This is a genomic window from Streptomyces sp. NPDC034043 (genome assembly GCF_055575675.1).
Map to the genome: position 1 here is coordinate 444,828 of NZ_JBVISF010000005.1, position 22,972 is coordinate 467,799.

A 22,972-nucleotide genomic window follows, 5' to 3' on the forward strand; every position below is an offset into this window, starting at 1 on the left:
TGAGGCCCCCGCGTAACACCCCGCCCGCACCCTGGACCGTATGCACAGCTCCCCGGAAGCCACCGCCACCCACTGCCCCTACTGCGCCCTGCAGTGCGGCATGAACCTGCGCCCCGCCCCCGGCGGCGACACGGTGACGGTCGAGGAGCGCACCGACTTCCCCGTCAACCGGGGCGCGCTGTGCGGCAAGGGCCGCACCGCCCCCGCCGTGCTCTCCTCCCGGGTGCGCCTGACCGAGCCGCTCATCCGCACCCACGCCGGCGGCCCGCTCGTCCCGGCCACCTGGGAGGAGGCGCTCGACGCCGTCGCCGGGGGCCTCGCCCGCACGCGCCGCGCCCACGGCCCGGACGCCGTCGGCGTCTTCGGCGGCGGCGGCCTGACCAACGAGAAGGCCTACGCCCTCGGCAAGTTCGCCCGCGTCGCCCTCGGCACCTCCCAGATCGACTACAACGGCCGCTTCTGCATGTCCTCGGCCGCCGCCGCGCACCAGCGGGCCTTCGGCCTCGACCGCGGACTGCCCTTCCCGCTGGAGGACGTCCCGCGCACCGGCTGCGTCATCCTCGTCGGCTCCAACCTGGCCGAGACCATGCCGCCCGCCCTGCGCTACCTCACCGAGCTCAAGGCCAACGGCGGCACCCTGATCGTCGTCGACCCCCGCCGCACCCGCACCGCCGAGCAGGCCGACCTGCACCTCGCGCCCCGCCCCGGCACCGACCTCGCCCTCGCCCTCGGGCTGCTGCACCTCGTGGTCGCCGAGGGCCGCACCGACGAGGAGTTCATCGCCGGCCGCACCACCGGATGGGAGGCCGCCCGGGCCGCCGCCATGGCCCACTGGCCCGAACTGGTCGAGCGCATCACCGGCATCCCCGTGCCGGAACTGCGCCGCGCCGTCGAGCTGTTCTGCGCGCCCTCCTCCGCCATGGTCCTCACCGCCCGCGGACCGGAGCAGCAGTCCAAGGGCACCGACACCGTCGGCGCCTGGATCAACCTCTGCCTCGCCACCGGCCGCGCCGGCCGCCCGTACTCCGGCTACGGCTGCCTCACCGGCCAGGGCAACGGCCAGGGCGGCCGCGAGCACGGCCAGAAGGCCGACCAGCTCCCCGGCTACCGCAAGCTCACCGACCCGGCGGCCCGCGCACACGTGGCCCGCGTCTGGGGCGTCGACCCGCAGAGCCTGCCCGGCCCCGGCCGCAGCGCGTACGAACTCCTCGACGCCCTCGGCGGCGACGTCAAGGCCCTCCTCCTCATGGGGTCCAACCCGGTGGTCTCCGCCCCCCGGGCCGCCCACGTCGAGGAACGCATCCGCTCCCTGGACTTCCTCGCCGTTGCCGACGTCGTCCTCTCCGAGACTGCCGCGCTCGCGGACGTGGTCCTGCCCGTCACCCAGTGGGCGGAGGAGACCGGTACGACCACCAACCTGGAAGGCCGCGTCCTGCTGCGCCGCCGCGCCCTGACCCCGCCGCCCGGGGTCCGCAGCGACCTGGAGGTCCTGCACGGGCTCGCCGCACGCCTCGGCGTGGAGAAGGGCTTCCCCACCGACCCCGAGGAGGTCTTCGGCGAACTGCGCCGCGCCTCCGAAGGCGGCCCCGCCGACTACTCGGGCATCTCCTACGCCCGCATCGAAGCCGAGCAGGGCGTCTTCTGGCCCTGCCCCGAAGGCTCCCCGGGACAGCCACGGCTCTTCCTGGACCGCTTCGCCACCGACGACGGCCGGGCCCGCTTCACGGCCGTCTCGCACCGCGACGCCGCCGAGGTCCCCGACGCCGAGTACCCGCTGCTGCTCACCACCGGCCGGGTCGTCGCCCAGTACCAGTCCGGGGCGCAGACCCGCCGCGTGCCCGAACTCAACGCCGCCGCACCCGGCCCCTTCGTGGAGCTCCACCCGCGCCTCGCGGCCCGCCTCGGCGTGACCGACGGCGCCCCGCTCGCGGTGACCTCCCGCCGCGGCCGGGCCGTCGCCCCGGCCCGCGTCACGGACGCCGTCCGCGCGGACACCGTGTTCATGCCGTTCCACTGGCCCGGCGAGGGCCGTGCCAACACCCTCACCAACCCGGCCCTGGACCCCGTCTCGCGCATGCCGGAGTTCAAGGTCTGCGCGGTCCGGGTGGAGCCCGCGTAGCCCCGCCCCGGACGCCGTACGGCCGCGGATGACGGCCGTCCTCTTCCGGACGGCCCGACGACGGCCCGACGGCGGCTCCACGACGGGCCCGACGGCGGCCCGACGCGGCCGCCGGCTCGGACATGCGTCCGGTCCGCATCGGGGTTCCCGCCAGGGGGTAACCATCCGTCACGCGGCGGGCTCAGAAAGTGCCCGCACGCCCCTCGTGGCAGCGATGTGCCGTACCCCACACTGAGGTGCGGTGCCACCGTCCTCGGAGCCCTGGAGGTCGCCCCCGTGCAGACCCAGACCCTGACCGTGAACGCGAGCCGCCCCGCGGACGACGCCTCCGATCCGGATCCGGAGGCCGAAACCGTGGAAGACGCCGGGGAAGAGGAGCCCGAGGTCCTCGAACTCATCGCACCGGTGCCCCCGCAGCGCTCGCGCGGCCGGGACGGCGGCACCGGGGCCGGGCCCTCCGCGGACCTCTTCCGCCAGTACCTGCGCGAGATAGGCAGGATCCCGCTGCTCACCGCCGCCGAAGAGGTCGAACTCGCCCGGCGGGTGGAAGCGGGCCTCTTCGCCGAGGAGAAACTCGCCGGCGCCGCCGACCTCGACTCCCAGCTCGCCGTCGACCTCGACAAACTCGTCGTCATGGGCCGCATGGCCAAACGCCGCCTCATCGAGTCGAACCTGCGGCTCGTCGTCTCCGTGGCCAAGCGCTACGTCGGACGCGGACTGACCATGCTCGACCTGGTCCAGGAGGGCAACCTCGGACTCATCAGGGCCGTCGAGAAGTTCGACTACGCCCGCGGCTACAAGTTCTCCACGTACGCCACCTGGTGGATCCGGCAGGCGATGTCACGGGCCCTCGCCGACCAGGCCCGCACCATCCGCGTCCCCGTCCACGTCGTCGAGCTCATCAACCGCGTCGTCCGCGTCCAGCGCCGCATGCTCCAGGAACGCGGCTACGAACCCACCGCCGAAGAAGTAGCCGTCCACCTGGAACTGACGCCCGAGCGGGTCCTGGAGGTCCTCCGCCTCGCCCAGGAGCCCGTCTCCCTGCACGCCCCGGTCGGCGAGGAGGACGACGTCGCCCTCGGCGACCTGATCGAGGACGGCGACGCCACCTCCCCGATGGAATCCGCCGCGTTCTTCCTGCTGCGCGAGCACCTCGAAGCCGTGCTCTCCACCCTCGGCGAACGCGAGCGCAAGGTGGTCCAGCTCCGGTACGGGCTCGCCGACGGCCGGCCCCGCACCCTGGAGGAGATCGGCCGCATCTTCGGCGTGACCCGCGAACGCATCCGCCAGATCGAGTCCAAGACCCTCAACAAGCTGCGCGACCACGCCTTCGCCGACCAGCTGCGCGGTTACCTCGACTGAAACGCGAAGGGGGCGCCGCGAAGGACGCCCCCACCCGCACGGCCGGAGCCGCGGTCCACGCTGCCGGTCAGTCGACCTCGGCCACCGCCTGCGCGAACTGCGCCGCGTACAGCCGCGCGTACGCGCCGTCCGCCGCCAGCAGCTCCTCGTGCGTACCCTGCTCCACGATCGAGCCGCTCTCCATCACCAGGATCACGTCGGCGTCGCGGATCGTGGACAGCCGGTGCGCGATCACGAAGGACGTACGGCCGTGCGCCAGCCGCGCCATCGCCTTCTGGATCAGCACCTCCGTACGGGTGTCCACCGAGCTCGTCGCCTCGTCGAGCACCAGGATCACCGGGTCCGACAGGAACGCCCGCGCGATGGTGATCAGCTGCTTCTCACCCGCGCTGACCCCCGCGCCCTCGTCGTCCAGCACCGTGTCGTAACCGTCCGGCAGGGTGCGGACGAAGCGGTCCGCGTGCGCCGCCCGCGCGGCCTCCTCGATCTCGGCGCGCGTTACCTCGCGCGAGGCGCCGTAGGCGATGTTCTCCGCGATCGTGCCGCCGAACAGCCAGGTGTCCTGGAGCACCATGCCGATCCCGGCGCGCAGCTCCTCGCGGGTCATCTTCGCGATGTCCACCCCGTCCAGGGCGATCTCCCCGCCCGTGACCTCGTAGAACCGCATCAGCAGGTTGACCAGCGTCGTCTTGCCGGCGCCCGTCGGGCCGACGATGGCGACCGTCTGGCCCGGCTCCACCGACAGCGAGAGGTTCTCGATGAGCGGCTTGTCCGGCTCGTAGCGGAAGGCCACCTTGTCGAGGGTGACCTGGCCGCGCAGTTTCTCCGGACGCTCCGGAACCTCGACGTCCGGCTCCTGCTCCGGCGCGTCCAGCAGCTCGTAGACCCGCTCCGCCGAGGCGACGCCCGACTGCACGAGGTTCGCCATGGACGCCACCTGCGACAGAGGCATCGAGAACTGGCGCGAGTACTGGATGAAGGCCTGCACGTCACCGATCGACAGGCTGCCCGAGGCCACCCGCAGACCGCCGACGACCGCGACCAGCACGTAGTTGACGTTCGAGATGAAGAACATCGCCGGCTGCATGATGCCGCTGACCAGCTGTGCCTTGAAGGAGGCCCGGTACAGCTCCTCGTTCTGCTCGGCGAAGACCGCCGCCGACTCCTTCTGCCGCCCGAAGACCTTCACCAGCGCGTGACCGGAGTACATCTCCTCGATGTGGGCGTTCAGCGCGCCCGTGCTCTTCCACTGCGCCACGAACTGCGGCTGCGACTTCTTGCCGATCTTCGCCGCGACCACCACCGACAGCGGTACGGTCACCAGCGCGACCAGCGCCAGCAGCGGCGAGATCCAGAACATCATCACCAGCACGCCGACGATCGTGAGCAGCGAGTTCATCAGCTGGCCCATCGTCTGCTGGAGGGTCTGGCCGATGTTGTCGATGTCGTTCGTCGCCCGGCTCAGCACCTCGCCGCGCTTCTGCTGGTCGAAGTACGACAGCGGCAGCCGCGACAGCTTCGCCTGGAGCTCCTCGCGCATCCGGTACACGGTGCCGTTCATCACGTGGTTCGACAGCCGCGTGGCGACCAGCATCAGCAGGCCCGCCAGGGTGAACACCACCAGCGCCCAGAGCGCCATGACCCCGACGGCACCGAAGTCGATGCCCCGCCCGGGGGTGAAGTCGGTGCCGGACAGCATGTCCGCCATCCCGCCCTGGCCCTTGTCGCGCAGCCCGTCCAGCGCCTGCTGCTTGGTCAGGCCGTCCGGCATCTGCCGGCCGACGATCCCCGAGAACACCAGGTCGGTGGCCTCCCCGAGGATCTTCGGCCCGACCACCGCGCAGCCGACGCTGCCGACCACGGCCGCGACCATGCCCCCCAGCTTGGCCCGGTCCTGCGCGAGCTGGCCCAGCAGTCGCTTGCCGGACCCCTTGAAGTCCATGGACCGCTGGCCCGGCCCCGTCATCATCCGTCCTCCGGGCCCGCTCATGCGGCCTCCGCCTCCGTCAGCTGGGAGAGCACGATCTCCCGGTAGGTCTCGTTGCCGGCCATCAGCTCGTGGTGGCGCCCCTCGCCCACCACCTGGCCCTCGTCGAGGACGACGATCCGGTCGGCGTCGCGGATCGTGGAGACCCGCTGGGCGACGATGACCACCGTCGCGTTCTCGGTCTCCAGGGCGAGCGCCGCGCGCAGCGCCGCGTCCGTGGCGTAGTCCAGGGCCGAGAAGGAGTCGTCGAAGAGGTAGATCTCGGGGCGCTGCACGAGCGTCCGGGCGATCGCCAGACGCTGCCGCTGGCCGCCGGAGACGTTCGTCCCGCCCTGGGTGACGGGCGCCTCCAGCCCCCCTTCCAGCTCGGACACGAAGTCCTTGGCCTGCGCCACCTCCAGGGCCCGCCACAGCTCCTCGTCGGTCGCGTCCGGGCGCCCGTAGCGCAGGTTGGAGGCGATGGTCCCGGAGAAGAGGTACGGCTTCTGGGGGACCATGCCGACCGTCCGGGCGAGCAGCTCCGGCTCGATCCGGCGTACGTCCTCCCCGTCGACCAGCACCTCGCCGCCGGTCGCGTCGAACAGCCGGGGCACCAGCCCCAGCAGCGTGGACTTGCCGCTGCCGGTGGAGCCGATCACCGCGGTGGTCTCGCCGGGGCGGGCCACCAGGTCCACCCCCCGCAGCACCGGGGCCTCGGCGCCCGGGTAGCGGAAGTCGGCGCCGCGCAGCTCCAGCCGCCCGCGCCGGGCGAGCGTACGCACCGGCTCGGCGGGCGGGACGACGCTGGACTCGGTGTCCAGGACCTCCTGGATGCGCTCGGCGCACACCTCGGCGCGCGGCACCATCATGAACATGAAGGTCGCCATCATGACGGCCATCACGATCTGCATCAGGTAGGCGAGGAAGGCCGTCAGCTGGCCGATCTCCATGCCGCCGCTGTCCACGCGCATCGCGCCGAACCAGATGACGGCGACGCTGGAGATGTTCACGACCAGGATGACCACGGGGAACATCAGGGCGAGCAGCCTGCCGGAGGCCAGCGAGACGTCGGTCAGCCCGGTGTTCGCCTTGCGGAACCGCTCCTCTTCGTAGCCGTCGCGGACGAAGGCGCGGATGACGCGGTTTCCGGTGATCTGCTCCCGCAGCACGCGGTTGACGACGTCGAGGCGGTCCTGCATCTGGCGGAACAGGGGCCGCGTCTTCCAGACGATCGCCCCGACCGAGACGCCCAGCACGGGCACCACCGCGAGCAGGACGGCCGACAGCTTCACGTCGAGGGAGAGCGCCATGGCGATGCCGCCGACGCACATGATCGGCGCCGAGACCATCAGGGTGAACGTCATCAGGACCAGCATCTGGACCTGCTGGACGTCGTTCGTCGTACGGGTGATCAGCGACGGGGCGCCGAACTGGCCCATCTCCCGCGCCGAGAAGCTCTGCACCCGGTCGAAGACGGAGGCCCGGACGTCGCGGCCGAGAGCGGCCGCGGTGCGGGCCCCGTAGTAGACGGCCCCGGCGTTGCAGACGAGCTGGACGAGGGAGACCGCGAGCATCAGCGCGCCGAAGCGCAGGATGTAGCCGGTGTCCCCGTTGACGACACCGTCGTCGATGATGTCCGCGTTGAGCGTGGGCAGGTAGAGGCTCGCACTGGTCTGCAGGAGTTGCAGCAGGACCAGTGCGGCGATGGGTTTCTTGTACGGACCCAGATGGGTCCGCAGCAGTCGTATGAGCACGCGCAGGCTCCGGTAGGCAAGATCGAGGGGGGTTCACTCCATCTTGTGCCAACCGGTGGCCCGATCCCCACCGCTTTTCGCAAAGCCGGGACAAAAGGAGTAGGCCACCGTGCGGCCCGCGCCCTAGAACCCGAACGCCCCCGGGTGGAGCTGCTCCCGCGTTGTCACGTACTGCTGGCGCACGGCCTGCCAGGCCGGGTAGTCCTCGCCCGGCTCGAACACCTGGGCAGGCGGGGCCGGCCACAGCGGCGGGACGTGCGGGGCCAGCGTGCCCTGCCGCACCCCCAGCGCCCACGCCGCCTGACGGGCCGCGCCCAGCGCCGCGTAGTCCGCCGGAGCGGGTACGACCACCTGCGTCCCGAACAGCCCCGGCGCGGCGGCCTGTACGGCGGGCAGCTCGGCGGCGGCGCCGAGCAGGAACACCCGGCGGATCTGGGCGCCCCGGTGCCGCAGCACGTCGAGGGCGTCGACCAGCCCGCACAGCATGCCCTCGAAGGCGGCCCGCGCGAGGTGCTCGGGCTTCATCGAGTCCCGGCGCAGCCCGGACAGGGTCCCGGCGGCGTGCGGCAGGTTCGGGGTCCGCTCGCCCTCCAGGTAGGGCAGGAGCACGAGCCCGTGTGCACCCGGGGTCGACTTCAGCGCGAGCGCGCTCAGCCCCTCCAGGTCGGTGCCCAGCATGTCGGCGGTGCCGCGCAGGGCCCGTACGGCGTTGGACGTGTTCACCACCGGCAGGTGCATGCCGGCCGCGTCGGCGAGGGAGGTGATCAGACCGCCCGGGTCGGACAGCGCCTCGTGGTGCACGGCCATCACGGAACCGGAGGCCCCCAGCGAGACCACCGCGTCCCCCGGCCCGATGCCCAGTCCGAGCGCGGCGGCCGTGGTCTCCCCGGTACCGGCGGAGATCAGCAGCCCCTCGGGGGTCATCCCGGCGGCGTCGGCGGGGCCGAGTACCTCGGGCAGCAGCGCCTGGTGCCCGAGCGCCAGCTCGACCAGGTCGGGGCGGTAGGAGCCGGTGGCCGCCGACCAGTAGCCGGTGCCCGAGGCGCCGGCCCGGTCGGTGGTGCGGCGCGCGGGCCGGCCGAGCAACTGCCAGACGAGCCAGTCGTGCGGGGACAGCACCACCGCGATCCGGCGCGCGGCCTCCGGCTCGTTACGGGCCAGCCAGGCGAGCTTCGTGATCGGCTGCGCGGCGTGGGGGACGGAGCCCACGGCCGCGACCCAGGCGGCTTTGCCGCCGAGCGCCTCGACCAGGTCGACCGCGGCGACCTGACCGCGCTTGTCGTTGCCGACCAGGGCGGGGCGGACCAGCGCGCCCTGCGCGTCCAGCGGCAGCACGCCGTGCTGCTGCGCGGAGACGCCGATGGCCTGGACGCCCTCCAGCAGCCCGCCCCCGGCGGCTTCGCCGAGGGAGAGCAGCCAGGCCTGTGGGTCGGTCTCGTGGGGGACGGTCTCGCCGGTGGGCTGTGGATGGGGCGCGTAGCCCTGGCGCAGCACGGCCCCCGTATCCGTGTCACAGACGACGATGCGAGTGAAGGTGGAAGAGCTGTCCAGCCCGGCGACTATCCCCATGCGGAGAATTCTGCCGCACGCCGGGCCGGACCCGGCCGCCTCAGGTGTTGCTCGTGCCCCACTCGTCCTCGGTGCCGTGTCCGCGGTCCCGCAGCGACCGCACCCGCTTGGCCACGGACTCCGGCACGGCGTCGCCCACCTTGTCGCCGACCACGGCGAACGCCTTGCCCGCGAACTGCCGTCCGGTCTGCCCGGCGGTCTCGGCGGCGTTGCGGACCGCCGGGTTCTGCGCGATCCGCCGGGCGGACTTCTTGATCTCCTCGTACCGTTCCCGGCCCGCGGCCGTGCCCAGCACGTACCCGAGGGCCACTCCGGAGAGGAACGTGACCTTGTAGCGCATGCCTGTCACCCTTCGTTTGTCTCGGTGCCCGGCCTGCTGCGATACCGATTGGCGGAGCACCCCCCTGCTTGCGCTAATCTATGACTCGCAACGGGCGCTCGCCCCCCGGCAAGGCCGGAGGTGGGCTGTTCGGTGCACCGCAGCAATCCCCTGTAGCTCAATTGGCAGAGCAGCCGGCTGTTAACCGGCAGGTTACTGGTTCGAGTCCAGTCGGGGGAGCGCGGTCCCCTGTAGCTCAATTGGCAGAGCAGCCGGCTGTTAACCGGCAGGTTACTGGTTCGAGTCCAGTCGGGGGAGCAGGAAGAGGAGAGGACCCGGGAGGGTCCTCTTTCTTTTTGCCCTCCTCGGGGAACCGGGCAGCCTTCGGCGCGGTCTCTCTGAACGAGCGCAGCCGATCATGCGGGGCATCCGAGGCAGGAGATCGTATGAGCGGCTATGCTGCGGCAGACGGCGCGCACACATGTACGCGCCACGCCGTGAAGGGGCGGTAGCTCAGCCGGTTAGAGCAGCGGACTCATAATCCGTCGGCCGTGGGTTCGAGTCCCACCCGCCCCACCGCAGACCTGGTCAGCAGAATCGTTTCGACCAGCGACTTCAGTGCCCCGCCCGGGCTTCCTGGGCCGGGGCACTCTGTCGTTTCGGGCCTCGTGCGTGAGCGATGCGTGAGCGGCGGTATCCGAGCCCACCGCCTGCCGAGCCCGGGGTACGACCCGGGCAGCACCCTCCGCGGCAGCCCTGTCCACCTCGGGCAGCAGGCTCGTGTAAGTGTCCGAAGTGAGCGTGATCGTGGAGTGCCGCAAGGTCTCCTTGATCGTGTGGCTGGTGAGAAGCCCGGGCCTCTCACCGGCCCGGGTGTGCAGGAGGCCCTCAGGGGATCGGTATCAGGCCCGGTTGGGGACCTGTCACAGGTCCCCAGGGAGCCGGTCACAGGCCCCCAGAACGCAAGTAACCAGAAGCAACACAAAGAACAGCAGCCGCGCGCGACCTCTCCCTGTTCCGTGGGAAGCGAACCCGTCCGCCAGCTCGCGCTCGCAATGCAAGCGGAGGGCCTGACGGTCCACTGGAACCTCAGCCCCAGCGAGGAGCACAACCTCGAAGACCTCATCAAGCACCACGGCACACACGCCCTGGTCGGGGTCGTCGCCCGCCGCACCACCCCCGGAGACGCTCCCAAGTCCGCCCGCTACTGGCTCCGGGCCTGGGCTGATCTGGACCAGCGCACCTTCCCTTCAAATCCGACCGCGGACGTCGTCCCACTCACCCCAGGACGGAGGCGTCTGAATGAATCTGCAAGAAGTGGCCGCGCTGCTCAACCACGCCGGCACGTTCGACAGCCGCCTGCGTCGCCTGATGTCCACGCACCAACAGGCTGCTGAGCTCATCCGGCCGTGGGGCGATGCGCTTGCCAGCGTCCCTGCTGTGCTGGAATCGGTCCGTTGGGACGCGGTCCACGCCGTGGACCGCTTCTACGAGCAGCAAGGGAGCGACCGCACCGCGCAGTACCGGTCTATTGAACCGACCGACATCCTCAGGGCCTGGGCCCCCCGCCGCGCCGAGCTCCTCCAGCGACACGTCGACCCAGTCCCGGAAGCCGACCCCGATGACACGGTCGCCTACTTGGCCGAGATCCGGGCCGGCCGCCAAGCCGTTGCTGCCAGCCTCACCCCGCCAGTCGAGCAGCGCCAGCTGACCGGCAGGCAACCGGCCGCGGCAGTCGCGGCACGAGTGGCGGCTACGGGGAGCCCGATCCCGGCCGAGGCTCGCCGTGCCCTCGCCCCCTACCGGGCGCTCCAGGCACGCCACGAAACCTTCGCCGCGTAGCCCCCAGGCCTCGGGCCCTTGAACGTTTTCTCCTCTGCCCGTTTCCACCCGGCAGTGACCAGGTGGCCTGGACTGGCCGAGACGCAGGTCACCTGGTCGCGATGACGTAGACGCTGGCCCATTCGCGCTTCGGGTTGGCCATGGTGGCGTCGAACTGCCACGGTTCGACGGTCTTGAAGCCCGCCTCCGTGAACAGTTGGCGGAGCTTGTCGAGGTCGTAGGCCCAGAGGTGCGGGGTGTACGTGGGGTCGTCGTCCTGGTCGCGGAAGACATAGTTGATCAGGTCGAGGTAGGTGTTGATGTCGTCGCGGCAGTTCCGCTTGGCGTACCAGCGGTCGATCATCTCCTCGGCCTGTTGAGGGCTGGCGGGGTACCGGCTGAGGACGAATGACGCGTCTGGAACGCCGGTGATGAGCTGGCCGCCGGGGGCGAGGACGCGGTGGGCTTCGCGGGCGTACTGCTTGGCGGAGATCGGGTAGTCGATGTGCTCGAGGAAGTGCTCGGAGAACAGCACCTCCACCGTGCTGTCCTGGAGCGGCAGCCCTTCGCGGACGTCCCACAGCAGGTCGGCCGGCGGTACGGCGTCGATGTTGAAGAAGCCGTCGATGCGGTGGGCGCCGCCGCCGACCTGGATGTTCTTGGGGGCCGCGTCGATCCGGCCGCTGGGGAAGGCCCTCTGGCTGACCCTGTGGTACCGGCTGAGCTCGATCTCCTTGGCCGCGGCGCGGAGCGTCCGGGCCAGGCCGTGTGTGGTCGCGGGGTCGGCGAGGAGCGTGGTGATCTGCTCGCCGAGGTGGTCGATGGAGGTGCCGTTCGTGCGGTGGGCGTTCATCGGAGCGGTGTCCTCTCGCATCAGGCGGTGCCAGCGGCCGAGGCGGTCCACTGGTTGTTGCGCATGAGCGTGTACTTGATGTCGACCAGGCGCGGGGCGATGGTCAGGTTGAGCTCCTCGGCGGGCTGGAGGCGGCCGCTGTCGTCCTGCTCAGCTCGCCAGACCCGGTACGCCAGGTCCGGGTACGCGGGGTTGATGCCGATCTCGCCCTTCGGAATGGTCCCGTTGAAGGGCGTGATGATGTCCATGTGGTTCCAGTAGTTCCACGCCTGTAGCGCCTTGTGCTGGTCGAAGTAGAAGTAGAAGTCCGGGTACCGGCCGAAGGTGCGCAGCTCCCGGTGGATGAGGTGGCCGAGGAGTGGCCCGAGCTGGGTGGAGAGGCTGTCGAACTCCCAGCGGGTGCGGTGCCAGGCCTCGGGTACCTGCCCGGGCGTGAAGAGGCGGACCGCGACCAGGTGGCTGATCCGCTCGGTCAGGTAGCTACGGGCGTGGCGCACGTCGAGGCCCGGGTCGATCCGCGCGAGGAGCGCGGCCAGGTCAGCGGGCGACGGCCGGAACTTGGCCAGGTCGAACTTGCCCGCCATATCCGGGAAGGACGCGAACAACATCTCCTTGTAGAGCCAGTTGTCGAACTCGCCGCGCTCGGCCCGCTCACGCGTACCAGGGGTGGCGGAGTGCAGCATCAGGTACTCGGCCAGAGCCTCGAAGTACACATAGCCGAGGATCGGCAGGCGGGGGATCGTCTCGTCCAGCAGCCGCAGAAACCTGTCGGACTGGACGGCCGCGCCCTTGTAGGCGACGGCAGCCGCCAGGGCGAGGAAGGCTGTGGAGTTCTTGATCCGGCTGACGATGGTCTCGCGCAGCTGGTGGCGTTCAGTCTTGGAGAGCAGGTACTCCAGGCGGATGTAGATCTGGAGGTGGATCGAGCCGAGGCGGAGGTAGTCCACGCCGGCCAGCCCCCGGTACGCCTGCGACGGGAGAGTCACTTCGAAGATCAGCGGCGTGGGCGTCCGCCCCGAGGCGTTGGCCTTGGCGGCGAAGGCAGGGGCTTCCTTGGTCAGGATGTACTCGCCGAGGTTGTGCATGCGGAAGCCGCGCTCGGTCGCTGTGAGGGGCGCGCAGTAGACGCTGCCGACCAGGCAGCCACCGGAGGGGTAGAGCGTGCCGTGCTCGCTGATCTGCTCCAGGGCGTGCGTGACGTGGAGGAGGTGGAGCTTGCCGTCCCCGCTCAGCGCGCGGAAGAGCGCGTTGTCCCGAAGCAGTCGGCCGTTGGGGGTGTCGACCAAGCGGTCCTCCCACGCCGCGGTCTGGCTCGCGAGCGGATCCTGGACGTCGGCGGGGCTCGGGATGAGCGTGGTGTCGAAGAACGCGTGGGCGTCGGCCCACTGCTCGTAGGCGTCGATGAAGTCCATCAGCTGATCAGCTCCAGCTGTGCCAGCCCGGTGAACACGGCGTCCGCGCTACTCGCCCCCGCCAGCCACGCCGACTCGGAGCGGATGACGAGCTCGAAGGCTGTGGCGCGTAAGTCGTCGAATGCCTCGCAGTGGATCTGGGCGGGGTCAGGCCACCAGGTGAGCTTGGGCAACCGGTAGCGGTCCAGAGCGTCGGCGGCCTTCAGCAGGTCGCTGATCGTCTCGGCGCGGCTGTGGTCGGTGCGGTCGTCCGGGGAGAAATGCTCGTACGGCACGTCGTGGAGGCGGACGGCTGTGCCGGCGGCGGCGATGCGGCTGGGTGTCGGGGTGAGTCCGAAGTGGCTCCAGATGGTGTCGGCGTTGTCCGTGAGCCAGATGGCTCCCCGGGCGCCGTGGCCGCGGTCGTCCTTGTCGTGGAGGCGGCGGCAGTCGTGGACCGCCGCGGCCAGGATGAGGGTGGCGGTGTCGTTGCCGCTGAGCCCTGTGGCCTCGGCCAGGAGCGCCGCCAGGGCGGCGGTGCGCATGGCGTGCCGGACTCCGTGGAGGGAGTCATGGCACTTGGGCTCGGCGAGCCAGTCGCGGGGGATGGCCGCGCGGGTCACGATCTCCTGCGAGCTCGGCCGGAGGGTGGGAGGAGGCGGGCCGTCGGGGAAGTCCGGCCGATTGGCGGTGATCCAGCGTACGGTGGCGGGATCGGTGTACTGGTGATGCGGGAGCTGCTTGCGTGCAGCCAGCTCGACCAGACTGTCGGCCGGCGAGGTCGTGCTCATCGGACCCACCTCCTCGTGGTGGTCTACGACAGCGAATGCCTAGCTGGCGGGCGCGGCGACGGTGGCCGCGTCCTTCTCCTTGCGCTCCTGCTCGGCGGCCTCGAAGGCGGCCGTGAAGTCGGCGAGCTCCTCCTCGGTCATCAGGCGGATGCCGAGCTCGTCGGCGACGTTGCGGATGCGGGCGGCGGCCTCCTCCTGTGCCGTGGTCCCCGCGGACTCGTCCAGGAGCACCTCGAACTCGGCGTGGTGGCCCCAGGCCTCGCTCCACTTCACGGCGATCTCGACGCCGCGGAAGCGGAAGTTGTGCCGCTGGTTGAACGCCTGGTGCATGGTGCCCTCGAAGCCGAGGGCGTTGAAGATCCGTACCGCGGCAGGCACGTCCTCGCGCCCGATGGCGATCTCCGTCTCGGGGAAGGCGGAGCCCTGGCCGATCTTGCTGGCCTTGAGCGTGACCTTCGCCGAGCCGGCGGCCACGTTGTCGGTGACCTTCAGCAGCTGGTCCGGGAGCACGTAGAAGAAGATGTTCTTGTCGTCGCAGCCGACGTCTTCGGCCTCCGCAGTGAGGCGGTCGAGGAGCTGGTCGTAGGCGTCCTTGTCGAACCGGGCGCGCATCTCGATCTCGATGGCCACAGGGGCTCCCTTCCGGAATCGGGCATGGGTGATCCGCCCGAGCCAGGCCACGCATGGGGGTGGCTCGGTTGGATGCGATGTGTGGTTGATCAGCGAACGGCGGGGTGCGGTCCGCGGCCGCGTGCCGCACCGCCGCCGTGGTTGTACGTCAGTCGAGGTCGCCGAAGCGGTCGCGTACGACGCCCTCGTGCAGGTAGTTCGGCAGCGGGACCCCGCCGACGGACACCCGCTTGGTGGCGACGTCGCCCTCGGTCTCGTCCGGGAAGCCGGCCAGCAGGGTCAGGCACTGCTTGGCCCACTCACGGGACTTGGCCCAGTCGCCGATGTCACGGCTGCGGGTGGCGAGAGCGAAGGCGGTCTCCGCCGCGGCCCAGAGGTCGGTGGCCAGCTCCTGCTGAAAGACGTTCTCCAGCTCGGCTACGGAGGCGACGCGGGTCGGGTTGCTCATGATGTCTTCTCTCCTACGGTGGTGCCTGGTGGTGTTCAACGCGTCGACAGCCGATAGGTGACATCGGTCCGGGCTCAGTACGTGAAGATCTCCGCGAGGGTGCGGTAGTTGTGGAGCTCGTCCTTGTCGAACCAGAGGTCCACCTCCATGTCGGCCTCCTCCTTGTTGCCCGAGGCGTGCACGAGGTTCGCCACGGCCTTCCCGGAGGCGGCGCTGGCGCCGCGGCTGTAGTGCGAGAAGTCGCCACGGATCGTTCCGGCGGGGGCGTCGTTTGGGTACGTGCTGCCGACGATCTTTCGGACCGTCGCGACGGCGTCGAAGCCCTCCAGGACGAGCGCGATGACCGGACCCTGCTGCATGAAGGTCGCGGTGAGGTTGTAGACCTCCGGGCCGAGCCGCTCCTCCAGGTCGAAGTAGTGGCGCCGGGTGAACTCGGCGTCCATTTGCTTCATCTTGACGCCGACGATCTTCAGAGCCGCGTCCTCGAAGCGGGCGATGATCTTCCCGCCGAAGCCGCGGACCAGAGCGTCGGGCTTGAGGAGGACGAGCGTGCGCTCCACGGTGTTTTCCTGATCCTGGGCCATCGATTCCCTTTCAGCTTTCAGGCAAGCCATATGACGGGCGCTCAGCGCCTCGTCCGCCTGAGGTTACCGGCGGCGAAAGCCCCTTCTGTGCAAGTTAGTTGACAGATAGAAGGGTTATCGGCCAAGTGGCCGAGACTGTCGTCCGACGAGGACCCAGTGCAGCTGTTCCAGGCGGAAAACACACTTCCTGCACGCGTGGATCTCGACCTCGACGTCGCCCACGACGATGGAGCCGATGACGGTCACCTCGACTTCAAGCCGTTCGCAGCGGAAGCAGCTCCCGCTCCCCCACTCGAACCGCTGCCACAGCTGCTGAGGCTTCACGCGGCCGGATCGCCGTGGGCCGGCCTGAGGCCGTCGATCGGCGCCATCCACTCCTTCCCGCCGCCCTCCGGCCGCAGCCAGGCACTGGTAGGTGGCCTCTCGGAGTAGTAGGGCCACGGCTGCACCTCACCCCGGCGGCCGGTGCCAGTGTCGATTACCAGCGCGCGGACCGTGAGCCACTCCGGCAGCGAACTCCAGCCGGCTGCGGCTTCGACGGTCACGGGGCGCTGCGATACGGCCTGGACCGCTCCTTCGGGATCTCGCGGTGCGGGCGTCATGGCTGGGCCATCTCCGATCTCTCTGCCTGAAGAAGACGGGCGGAACGGACGAGCATCGTTAGCCAAAGCCAGTCGATGCAGAACGAGTTGTTCGCATCTCCCAGCAGTGTTCTCGGTCTGCTGCGACAGTAGCCAGGGCGCCCGGTGACACCCCGGAAAAACCTTCCGGGGTTCACTTCGGCCACGAGGTGATGATCAGGACATGCGAGGTATGACAGAGAACCTGACCATCGGCGAGCGCGTCGCCTGGTACCGGCGCCGGCGCGGCCTCTCCCAAGAGGTACTGGCCGGCCTTGTCGGCCGCACCACGGACTGGCTGAGCAAAGCGGAGAACAACCGGATCGAGCTCGATCGCCTCTCGGTGATCACCTCACTCGCCGACGCCCTCGACGTCTCCCTCGGAGACCTGCTCGCCGAGCCGGCTCTCATGGAGTGGTCAGCCGACAGCGGCCACCGCACGGTTCCCGCGCTGCGGGAAACGCTCATGGACTACAAGCAGCTCGCCCCTTTACTTGGAGCGGCCAGCGACGAGGAACCACCCGCCGTACAGGACCTCCGCGGCGACGTGGGCGACGTGCTCGATGCCTACCAGGCGTCTCGGTACGGCTTCGCCACCCGACGTCTCCCCCTCGTACTGGCCGATGCCCTCGTCGCGTCCCGCGCCTACACGGGGCACGAGGCGGAGGAAGCACACGCCCTGCTCGCTCTCGCCTACCACGGGGCGGCCATGGTGCTGGGCAAGGTCGGAGAGTCCGAGCTGGCGTGGATCGCCGCGGACCGCGGTCTGGCAGCAGCGCAGCACAGTGGCCGCAGTGAAGTCACGGGATCGCTCTTCCGAGCGGTCACGCACTGCCTCCTGGCCACCGGACGCTTCACAGCCGCGGTCCAGCTGGTGAACGACGCGGCAGCTGTCATGCAGCCCGAGCTCGGCAACGCCAACGATGAGTACCTCTCGGTGTACGGCACGCTGTTCCTCACAGGCGCGATGGCCGCCGCACGTGCAGAAGACCGGGCGACCACGCAGGCATTCCTCCGCGAGGCAAACGAGGCGGCGCAACGACTCGGCGCCGACGCCAATCACATGTGGACGGCCTTCGGCCCGACCAACGTGGCGATCCACTGCGTGGCCACCGCCGGCGAACTCGGCGACATCCAGATCGCCGCGGACCTGGGCTCACGAATCGACACGACCGGCCTGCCCGTGGAGCGGCGCGTACGGCACAGCCTCGAAGTCGCCAGGGCACTGAGCTCCTGGAACCGCACTGACGAAGCCCTGGCCGTCCTGCTGGAAGCGGAACAGGCGGCCCCCGAGCAGGTCCGCCACCACTACCTGAGCCGAGAACTGGTCATCGGCTGGATACGCGGCACCAGGGGCCGGCCTGCCCATCCCGTCGCAGACCTGGCCCGCAGACTGGGCATCGTCGCGGGCAGCTAGAGTCCGATCCGTGAGCGAGAACGAGCACGAAGCGAAGATGGCCCGCCCGCGCATGGCAGCCGGCGCTCTCTTCTTCGACGAAGCCGATCGAGTCCTCCTCGTCGAGCCGTCCTACAAGGACTACCGCGACATCCCTGGGGGCTACGTTGAGGAGGGGGAGTCGCCTCGAGCGGCCTGTGTGCGTGAGGTCCAGGAGGAACTCGGCATCAAACCGCACATCGGCCGCCTCCTCGTCGTGGACTGGGCGCCGAACCCGGGCGAGGGGGACAAGGTCCTCTACCTCTTCGACGGCGGCCGCCTGAGCGCAGATGACTGCCGCCAGATCGCACTACAAGCCGACGAGCTCCGCGGCTACGACTTCCACAACGCCGACCAGGTAACGGAGCTCACCATCCCTCGCCTGGCGCGTCGAGTCGTGGCCGCCATCCAGGCCCGGGTGGACGGCAACACTGTCTATCTGGAGCATGGTGTAGCGCCAGCATCGCGGGCGTAGCCCACAGAGAGAAACGACGCCAACGTCGGCGGCGCGTACCCCTACCTCGGCTGAGCTGGCATCATCCCGTCGCGCGAGCCACTGCGCGCAAGCTCCGCCGACGTGCAGAGGCCCTGCGATGCGGGCTTGCGGGCGGTGACCATTCCCGAGCTCGTCGTCTGTCAGCCGAACTCGCCCAAAGCAGCGGTTTGTGTGCTTCGATGATCGCTTTGGAAGCAAGCTGAGCTTGTCTCCTGCTGGTCAACTGAGTCAGATGGAGTTTGTGTGGCGCAGATCTCAGCCGAGCGTGTGATCCAAGCAGCCGATGCCTTGTCGTCGGTGGGCACTGCCCGGGCCGGCTCGGACGTGGCCAAGCTGCTGGTCCTGAAGCGTATGGGCCTGGAGCACGGGAAGACGTTGACCATCAGTAACCAGGCCATGAGGGAGGCCTGCGATGATCTTTTCGGCGCAGCTGGCAGGGAACCGTACAAATGGTATGAACCGTTCAGTGGCCGCTGGAACAAGGACCAGAAGAACGGTGGTTGGCCAGTCGGTAGTTTGAAGACGACACTTGAGCGCCCCAATAAGAAGTTGTTGGCAGTCCTTAGTGTCAGCAAGGACGGGCCTAGTGTCCATATTGCGCTAAAGCCAGGCACTGGCGCCGAATGGGCGAAGATTCTCGTTCAGCAATTGAAGGGGAAGAAGCTTCCGCTGGTGGACTCTATCGCCTGGTTCCTCCGGGATCGACAAGATTTCCCTGACGGTGTTGAGCTGGCGGTCGCAGGTCTTGTAAAGCAATTTCGCGATAAGTTTCATCTCTCCACAGAAGAGATGGATGAGCTCTTTGGTGACATGTCTCTAGAAGATGCGATTCCCCTCCAGTTGGAACCTGCCAGCCAGGAGCTCGGACTTCTCCTGGAGCCTCCAATCTCGCCCAAGGAAACGGCCGTAGTCAACCCGGCAGAAGTCGATTCGAGCTCCACTGAAGGCTACGAGTGGACGCGAGATTACTCGACTCGGTCCTTTGTCGGAGCCGACATTAGGGCGATGGTTGAGGTCGTGAAGTCACTTGCTGACGAGCGCGACCTCATTCTGCCGGACGAAGATTCTCTGATTGAGCGGTGTGTCGTCGCCCTACTGTCCGGCAATCTTGTACTTCAAGGCCCGCCCGGAACTGGCAAAACCACGCTGGCACGTCTACTTGCCGAGGCCTTTTCAGCGGATACTCTGATCACGACGGCTACCGCTGACTGGACTACGTACGAAGTAATAGGCGGGTTGCGCCCGACAAATAACGGATCTCTCGAGCCCGTGCTGGGCGTCGTGCCAACGGCAGCACTAGCTTGCGCGAAGAAGATGCAAGAAGACGAGGAAGATGGCTCTTCAAGCGATTCGAGTACCACCTCCAGCTGGCTGATCATCGATGAGCTGAACCGGTCGGATATTGATCGTGCTGTAGGCGGCTTGTACACCGTGCTCTCGTCCACTGACGGTGGGCACCTGCGGTCGACGCCCATTGATCTTTGGTTTGAGCAGGAGCCAGCGAGACGTCTTCTTTGGGTTCCAGGGAGGTTTCGCATCATTGGAACCATGAACGATGTGGATACATCGTTTGTTAATTCGATCTCGCAGGGGCTAACTCGGCGCTTCCAGTTTGTTTATGTAGGCGTCCCTGAGGAGGCTCAGGTTGAGGAAGAGGTTGATCTCTGCCGCCGCCAAGCATCCGCATGGTTGGGTAGGCAGTACCCTGAGATGCTTAACGGTGCACCCGAAGGTAAGGCCAAGACGGCTATCTCCTCGATTCAGGATACGATCGTCGGAATCTTCCAGTGGCTACGATACGGCAAGACGGGAAGTGCCGATGGGCAAGAGCTTTCCTGGCCGATTGGCAGCGCCCAGGCAGTAGATCTTTGGAAGGCTGTGCTGCTGACCATGGCTGCAGTGCCTGACGTTCAAGAAGACGACCTGCGGAGGGCGCTTGATGCTGCGTTCGCCGACCGCATTGTGCCTCAAATGAGCACTCTGCGGGCTTCTCACATCTTGCAAGTGCAGCAGTATTTTGACAGCCAGCAGAGCGCGCTCAGTGAAACTCGTCGTGCCATCCGTCATCTACGCAACACACAATCGGTGCGGTAGGCGTGGGGAGTGAAAGCCGAGTAGCTGATTCTTGGCAGTCTAATGGCTACTTCAGTGAGGAGGGGAGGGCTGCAGCCACTTATGGCGCGCTTCCTCTCATCGGCACGTATTTTTCGCGTGGGCTTCGAGAGAAGTTGACGGAGGCCAGCGGAGGAGTGGCGGGAGGAGATTACGGCGAACCAGGATCACCGGCTCGGGCTCTTTCCGGATTGAGGCTTAGAGTGTCCCTCGCTGCCGGCCTGAGCTTGGTCACGATACTCGAGTCGGTTCTCGATCGCCCGAACTTCCGTTACCGCGTAAAACGAAGTGATTCCGTAGGCGCACTAGCAGGAAGGCTCGACGTAGCGCGATGGGCGACTCGGCGGGCTGAAGTCCGAGTTCCGTCTATTTATCCCGTATTGAGAGTCGAACGTTCCTCGCGTACACCCGAAAACCTTCTTGCGTGCTACTCACTTGCTTGGGTGGAGACTGAGATCGAGCAGGCTCTGGTGGCGGCTGCTGCGCCAGTCGGCAGCAGGGAGTGTCAAGAAGCTGATGCGCTGCTGGAACGCCTCGCAGCACTCTCGTTTTCGCCGGAATTCTCAGAGCATCGCGGTGAGGTTGCGCGAATGGGTAGCCGAGAATGGGCTCTCGCCGTCCTGGAAAACGTAGACGGGCGCCTTGACGCTGGCCATGTGGGGAATCGAGAACCGTACGAGCTGTTGGCCTCATGGGTGCGTCGGATCATGTCAGCTTCGCCGCCAACCTTTGATCCGGGCGAGCTGGCGTGGCTTTTCTATGACTCGTCGTTTGATGCGACCCTGTTCGAGCTCTGGTCTCTAGGAGAGATGGCTGGCACTATTTCAAAGTTGCTTGGCCAGGATCTTCCGGAAGTTGAAGAATTCTCCAAGCTGCCCGTATTCTCATGGGCTGCCGGTGAGACGGATGTTGCTGTCCGCTTTCAGTACGACTTGGCAAAAACGGCTGTTGGTGCAGAAGTGGCCTGGAAGCGTCCAGGCGGGCGACTTGGAGGTAGGCCAGATTTCACAGTGATTGTCGGCGACAATGTATTTTATGTTGATCCGAAACTGAGAAAACGATCTGGAGTGCCAACAGAAGAGATCTACAAAATGCTGGGGTACTTCTCCAATGCCGGGCTTGGTGAAACGGGTCAGGGTGCAATCATCTACTACACTCCGCGTCCCATTCCGCAGAAGTTCTACGATTTCACGTCTCAGGTCGGTGGGCGCGTACTCGCCATCGGCGTTGACCCGGAGCGGCCTGAAGGAAACGTCGCAGGATTTCATGAGCTGGCGAAGATGATCCTCGCGGGTGTGCCTTTTGCGTCGCCAGCCTTGTAGCAGACAAGTATGGGTGCGAAGCCGGGAGTCCTGATTGGACTTCCCGGCCCGCACCCTGGCATGTCAGCTGGTATTTCTGCCTTGGCCCGTTACCTCGGCGAACTTGCTGTCGGTGATCGGATTGAGGTCAACACCAACAGCAGTACGGCCCATTGCGAAAGCGGTCTTCAGCGTAGTGCCAGTACCCATGAATGGGTCGAGGACCACGCCACGTTGCAGCGGGGCGTCTTCAGGGCACTGGCAGCGCGTCCAACCTGTCGTGCGCTTCTGCGCAAAGGTGAATTCTCGGAAGTAGCCCCCGAGAGCTTTCTTTGCTTCCGCGGCCAGGGCTTGAACATCGGCCGCGTTTCTACCGGTTCCTGTTTGTACCTTGAGGGCCTTGCCGGCGTCGGACACCCCCGTCGCTTGGATGGCCGCGATGTGCCGCGAGGTAAGCCCTGCTTCCTTCGCTAGTTCCATGGCTCGTCGCGCCTGCGGGCGTGTCGGATCAAGTTGGGCAGTGCGCTCAATGATCCGTTCGCTGGGAGTTCCGCACTTGCCGCAGACGACCAGTGGACAGGCGAGCAGGACTGCACGGCGGACGATTTCCGTAGGGAACGGGGCGAGGTGGCGACTCATGTTCCGTTCGGGATTGATTCGCCAGACGTCGCCCGGGTTAGCGCCGTTACCTACGTCGTTCGAGTAGCCATGAAGATCGTAGTAATACGTCGGACGCGGGGTCAGGTGAATGATGTATTCATGCCTGCCGGCCAGCCTGTTCCGGGCTGGTTCGGGCATGCCACCATCTTTTGCCCAAATGATCCTATTTCGCACGAGCCAGCCGTCGTCAATGGCGGCTGCCTCGATTCGACTCGGAATCCCGGCGAGGGAGCGTTTTACGTAAGAGTCGCCCACGTTGAGGAAGACGGAGCCGGTGGGGCGAAGTACTCTCCTCCACTCCTTCAGGCACTCCATCATCGCGTCCACATAGGCACGAGGAGTGGTCTCTTGCCCAATCTGACCGGAAACGCCGTAGTCTCGCTTCTGGTAGTAGGGAGGGGAGGTGACGATGAGGTCCACTGTGTCATCGCCTAGGGCTACGTTTCGGGCATCCCCGACCTGCACTTCTACGGTGGGCTGCTCGGCTTTCCTGAACTCCGAGGCATATTCTGCGGGAAGCAAGGCGTTTGGGACCTCATCGAACAGTGGAACTTCGACAGCTGTGGGACTCCCGCTTGCTTCTCCTGCGGAATTAGACTTTCTGCGGTCTCGGCTCGCCCGGACTCCGCTGGGCGGCGTACTTGCCATTGCCTCGAGACCGCCTTTCTGTGTTTCCTGAATTCGGAATTATCAACTCTGCGCTGGAGCTGTATCTGGAAAGAGTTGAGGTGGCTCCCTGGC

General features: G+C 67.7%; 19 protein-coding genes, 3 tRNA genes and 1 pseudogene. 11 read left to right on the forward strand and 12 right to left on the reverse strand.

What is annotated here, in order from left to right:
• Nucleotides 1-40 precede the first annotated feature (40 nt).
• Together ACZ51S_RS15790 and ACZ51S_RS15795 are read left to right on the forward strand one after the other, a co-directional pair.
• Entirely contained in the window at nucleotides 41-2,119 is a 2,079-nt protein-coding gene (locus ACZ51S_RS15790) for a molybdopterin oxidoreductase family protein (RefSeq protein WP_468884023.1), read from the forward strand.
• A gap of 216 nt (nucleotides 2,120-2,335) precedes the next feature.
• Nucleotides 2,336-3,481, forward strand: coding sequence for an RNA polymerase sigma factor (locus ACZ51S_RS15795; RefSeq protein ID WP_468477849.1), 1,146 nt, complete (start codon nucleotides 2,336-2,338; stop codon nucleotides 3,479-3,481).
• A 67-nt stretch (nucleotides 3,482-3,548) separates the two neighbouring features.
• On the opposite strand, the gene ACZ51S_RS15800 is transcribed toward ACZ51S_RS15795, so the two are convergent.
• The 4 genes from ACZ51S_RS15800 to ACZ51S_RS15815 all read right to left on the reverse strand — a co-directional run bounded on the left by ACZ51S_RS15800 (nucleotide 3,549) and on the right by ACZ51S_RS15815 (nucleotide 9,110).
• Complete coding sequence (locus tag ACZ51S_RS15800) at nucleotides 3,549-5,471, reverse strand: ABC transporter ATP-binding protein (protein ID WP_468801982.1); 1,923 nt, start codon at nucleotides 5,469-5,471, stop codon at nucleotides 3,549-3,551.
• On the reverse strand, nucleotides 5,468-7,201 hold the full coding sequence (locus tag ACZ51S_RS15805; RefSeq protein WP_468801981.1) for an ABC transporter ATP-binding protein: 1,734 nt from the start codon (nucleotides 7,199-7,201) through the stop codon (nucleotides 5,468-5,470). The genes ACZ51S_RS15800 and ACZ51S_RS15805 overlap by 4 nt, the downstream gene beginning before the upstream one ends.
• Before the next feature lie 123 nt (nucleotides 7,202-7,324).
• On the reverse strand, nucleotides 7,325-8,770 hold the full coding sequence (locus tag ACZ51S_RS15810) for an FGGY family carbohydrate kinase (protein WP_388939083.1): 1,446 nt from the start codon (nucleotides 8,768-8,770) through the stop codon (nucleotides 7,325-7,327).
• 40 nt (nucleotides 8,771-8,810) lie between these two features.
• A complete protein-coding gene (locus ACZ51S_RS15815) occupies nucleotides 8,811-9,110 on the reverse strand; it encodes a YtxH domain-containing protein (protein ID WP_468477852.1) in 300 nt (99 codons plus the stop codon).
• A 146-nt stretch (nucleotides 9,111-9,256) separates the two neighbouring features.
• Between ACZ51S_RS15815 and ACZ51S_RS15820 the strand changes: the two genes are divergently transcribed.
• The 3 genes from ACZ51S_RS15820 to ACZ51S_RS15830 all read left to right on the forward strand — a co-directional run bounded on the left by ACZ51S_RS15820 (nucleotide 9,257) and on the right by ACZ51S_RS15830 (nucleotide 9,665).
• Nucleotides 9,257-9,329, forward strand: a tRNA-Asn gene (locus tag ACZ51S_RS15820).
• 5 nt (nucleotides 9,330-9,334) lie between these two features.
• A tRNA-Asn gene (locus tag ACZ51S_RS15825) sits at nucleotides 9,335-9,407 on the forward strand.
• 184 nt (nucleotides 9,408-9,591) lie between these two features.
• Nucleotides 9,592-9,665, forward strand: a tRNA-Ile gene (locus ACZ51S_RS15830).
• A 134-nt stretch (nucleotides 9,666-9,799) separates the two neighbouring features.
• Here the strand turns inward: ACZ51S_RS15830 and ACZ51S_RS15835 are convergent.
• Nucleotides 9,800-9,928: pseudogene (locus tag ACZ51S_RS15835) on the reverse strand (tyrosine-type recombinase/integrase); the annotation flags it as partial.
• A 463-nt stretch (nucleotides 9,929-10,391) separates the two neighbouring features.
• Between ACZ51S_RS15835 and ACZ51S_RS15840 the strand changes: the two are divergent.
• Nucleotides 10,392-10,931: a zinc finger domain-containing protein gene (locus ACZ51S_RS15840; protein ID WP_468961044.1), complete on the forward strand. Its 540-nt coding sequence runs from the start codon at nucleotides 10,392-10,394 to the stop codon at nucleotides 10,929-10,931.
• Between the two features lie 88 nt (nucleotides 10,932-11,019).
• Here ACZ51S_RS15840 and ACZ51S_RS15845 read toward each other — a convergent pair whose 3' ends face one another.
• The 6 genes from ACZ51S_RS15845 to ACZ51S_RS15870 all read right to left on the reverse strand — a co-directional run bounded on the left by ACZ51S_RS15845 (nucleotide 11,020) and on the right by ACZ51S_RS15870 (nucleotide 15,607).
• Nucleotides 11,020-11,763, reverse strand: coding sequence for a class I SAM-dependent methyltransferase (locus ACZ51S_RS15845; RefSeq protein ID WP_468961047.1), 744 nt, complete (start codon nucleotides 11,761-11,763; stop codon nucleotides 11,020-11,022).
• Between the two features lie 20 nt (nucleotides 11,764-11,783).
• Nucleotides 11,784-13,175: a hypothetical protein gene (locus ACZ51S_RS15850; RefSeq protein WP_468961049.1), complete on the reverse strand. Its 1,392-nt coding sequence runs from the start codon at nucleotides 13,173-13,175 to the stop codon at nucleotides 11,784-11,786.
• Nucleotides 13,175-13,945: a hypothetical protein gene (locus tag ACZ51S_RS15855; RefSeq protein ID WP_468961052.1), complete on the reverse strand. Its 771-nt coding sequence runs from the start codon at nucleotides 13,943-13,945 to the stop codon at nucleotides 13,175-13,177. Before ACZ51S_RS15855 ends, ACZ51S_RS15850 begins: the two co-directional genes overlap by 1 nt.
• 39 nt (nucleotides 13,946-13,984) lie before the next feature.
• Nucleotides 13,985-14,575: a hypothetical protein gene (locus ACZ51S_RS15860; protein WP_468961055.1), complete on the reverse strand. Its 591-nt coding sequence runs from the start codon at nucleotides 14,573-14,575 to the stop codon at nucleotides 13,985-13,987.
• Nucleotides 14,576-14,723: 148 nt separating this feature from the next.
• A complete protein-coding gene (locus tag ACZ51S_RS15865) occupies nucleotides 14,724-15,023 on the reverse strand; it encodes a hypothetical protein (RefSeq protein ID WP_468961058.1) in 300 nt (99 codons plus the stop codon).
• A gap of 74 nt (nucleotides 15,024-15,097) precedes the next feature.
• Nucleotides 15,098-15,607, reverse strand: coding sequence for a nucleoside-diphosphate kinase (locus tag ACZ51S_RS15870; protein WP_468961061.1), 510 nt, complete (start codon nucleotides 15,605-15,607; stop codon nucleotides 15,098-15,100).
• Nucleotides 15,608-15,802: 195 nt separating this feature from the next.
• On the opposite strand from ACZ51S_RS15870, the gene ACZ51S_RS15875 reads away from it, so the two are divergent.
• The 5 genes from ACZ51S_RS15875 (at nucleotide 15,803) to ACZ51S_RS15895 (ending at nucleotide 21,592) form a co-directional block, all read left to right on the forward strand.
• Nucleotides 15,803-16,039, forward strand: a complete 237-nt coding sequence (locus ACZ51S_RS15875) for a hypothetical protein (RefSeq protein ID WP_468961064.1) — start codon at nucleotides 15,803-15,805, stop codon at nucleotides 16,037-16,039.
• A gap of 372 nt (nucleotides 16,040-16,411) precedes the next feature.
• Nucleotides 16,412-17,644: a helix-turn-helix domain-containing protein gene (locus ACZ51S_RS15880; RefSeq protein ID WP_468961067.1), complete on the forward strand. Its 1,233-nt coding sequence runs from the start codon at nucleotides 16,412-16,414 to the stop codon at nucleotides 17,642-17,644.
• Nucleotides 17,645-17,654: 10 nt separating this feature from the next.
• Nucleotides 17,655-18,137 carry an NUDIX domain-containing protein gene (locus tag ACZ51S_RS15885; RefSeq protein ID WP_468961069.1) on the forward strand — a complete coding sequence of 161 codons (483 nt, stop codon included), beginning with the start codon at nucleotides 17,655-17,657 and terminating at the stop codon, nucleotides 18,135-18,137.
• Nucleotides 18,138-18,401: 264 nt separating this feature from the next.
• Complete coding sequence (locus tag ACZ51S_RS15890; protein ID WP_468961072.1) at nucleotides 18,402-20,252, forward strand: AAA family ATPase; 1,851 nt, start codon at nucleotides 18,402-18,404, stop codon at nucleotides 20,250-20,252.
• 461 nt (nucleotides 20,253-20,713) lie between these two features.
• On the forward strand, nucleotides 20,714-21,592 hold the full coding sequence (locus tag ACZ51S_RS15895; protein WP_468961075.1) for a hypothetical protein: 879 nt from the start codon (nucleotides 20,714-20,716) through the stop codon (nucleotides 21,590-21,592).
• A gap of 63 nt (nucleotides 21,593-21,655) precedes the next feature.
• On the opposite strand, the gene ACZ51S_RS15900 is transcribed toward ACZ51S_RS15895, so the two are convergent.
• Complete coding sequence (locus tag ACZ51S_RS15900) at nucleotides 21,656-22,651, reverse strand: DNA-methyltransferase (RefSeq protein ID WP_468961078.1); 996 nt, start codon at nucleotides 22,649-22,651, stop codon at nucleotides 21,656-21,658.
• Nucleotides 22,652-22,972: the final 321 nt, after the last annotated feature.

Bases quoted from the DNA above. Each gene is read 5' to 3' on its own strand.
- ACZ51S_RS15800 (WP_468801982.1), bottom strand. From the start codon at position 5,471: ATGAGCGGGCCCGGAGGACGGATGATGACGGGGCCGGGCCAGCGGTCC.
- ACZ51S_RS15870 (WP_468961061.1), bottom strand. From the start codon at position 15,607: ATGGCCCAGGATCAGGAAAACACCGTGGAGCGCACGCTCGTCCTCCTC.
- ACZ51S_RS15880 (WP_468961067.1), top strand. From the start codon at position 16,412: ATGCGAGGTATGACAGAGAACCTGACCATCGGCGAGCGCGTCGCCTGG.
- ACZ51S_RS15865 (WP_468961058.1), bottom strand. From the start codon at position 15,023: ATGAGCAACCCGACCCGCGTCGCCTCCGTAGCCGAGCTGGAGAACGTC.
- ACZ51S_RS15850 (WP_468961049.1), bottom strand. From the start codon at position 13,175: ATGGACTTCATCGACGCCTACGAGCAGTGGGCCGACGCCCACGCGTTC.
- ACZ51S_RS15845 (WP_468961047.1), bottom strand. From the start codon at position 11,763: ATGAACGCCCACCGCACGAACGGCACCTCCATCGACCACCTCGGCGAG.
- ACZ51S_RS15855 (WP_468961052.1), bottom strand. From the start codon at position 13,945: ATGAGCACGACCTCGCCGGCCGACAGTCTGGTCGAGCTGGCTGCACGC.
- ACZ51S_RS15840 (WP_468961044.1), top strand. From the start codon at position 10,392: ATGAATCTGCAAGAAGTGGCCGCGCTGCTCAACCACGCCGGCACGTTC.
- ACZ51S_RS15815 (WP_468477852.1), bottom strand. From the start codon at position 9,110: ATGCGCTACAAGGTCACGTTCCTCTCCGGAGTGGCCCTCGGGTACGTG.
- ACZ51S_RS15790 (WP_468884023.1), top strand. From the start codon at position 41: ATGCACAGCTCCCCGGAAGCCACCGCCACCCACTGCCCCTACTGCGCC.
- ACZ51S_RS15810 (WP_388939083.1), bottom strand. From the start codon at position 8,770: ATGGGGATAGTCGCCGGGCTGGACAGCTCTTCCACCTTCACTCGCATC.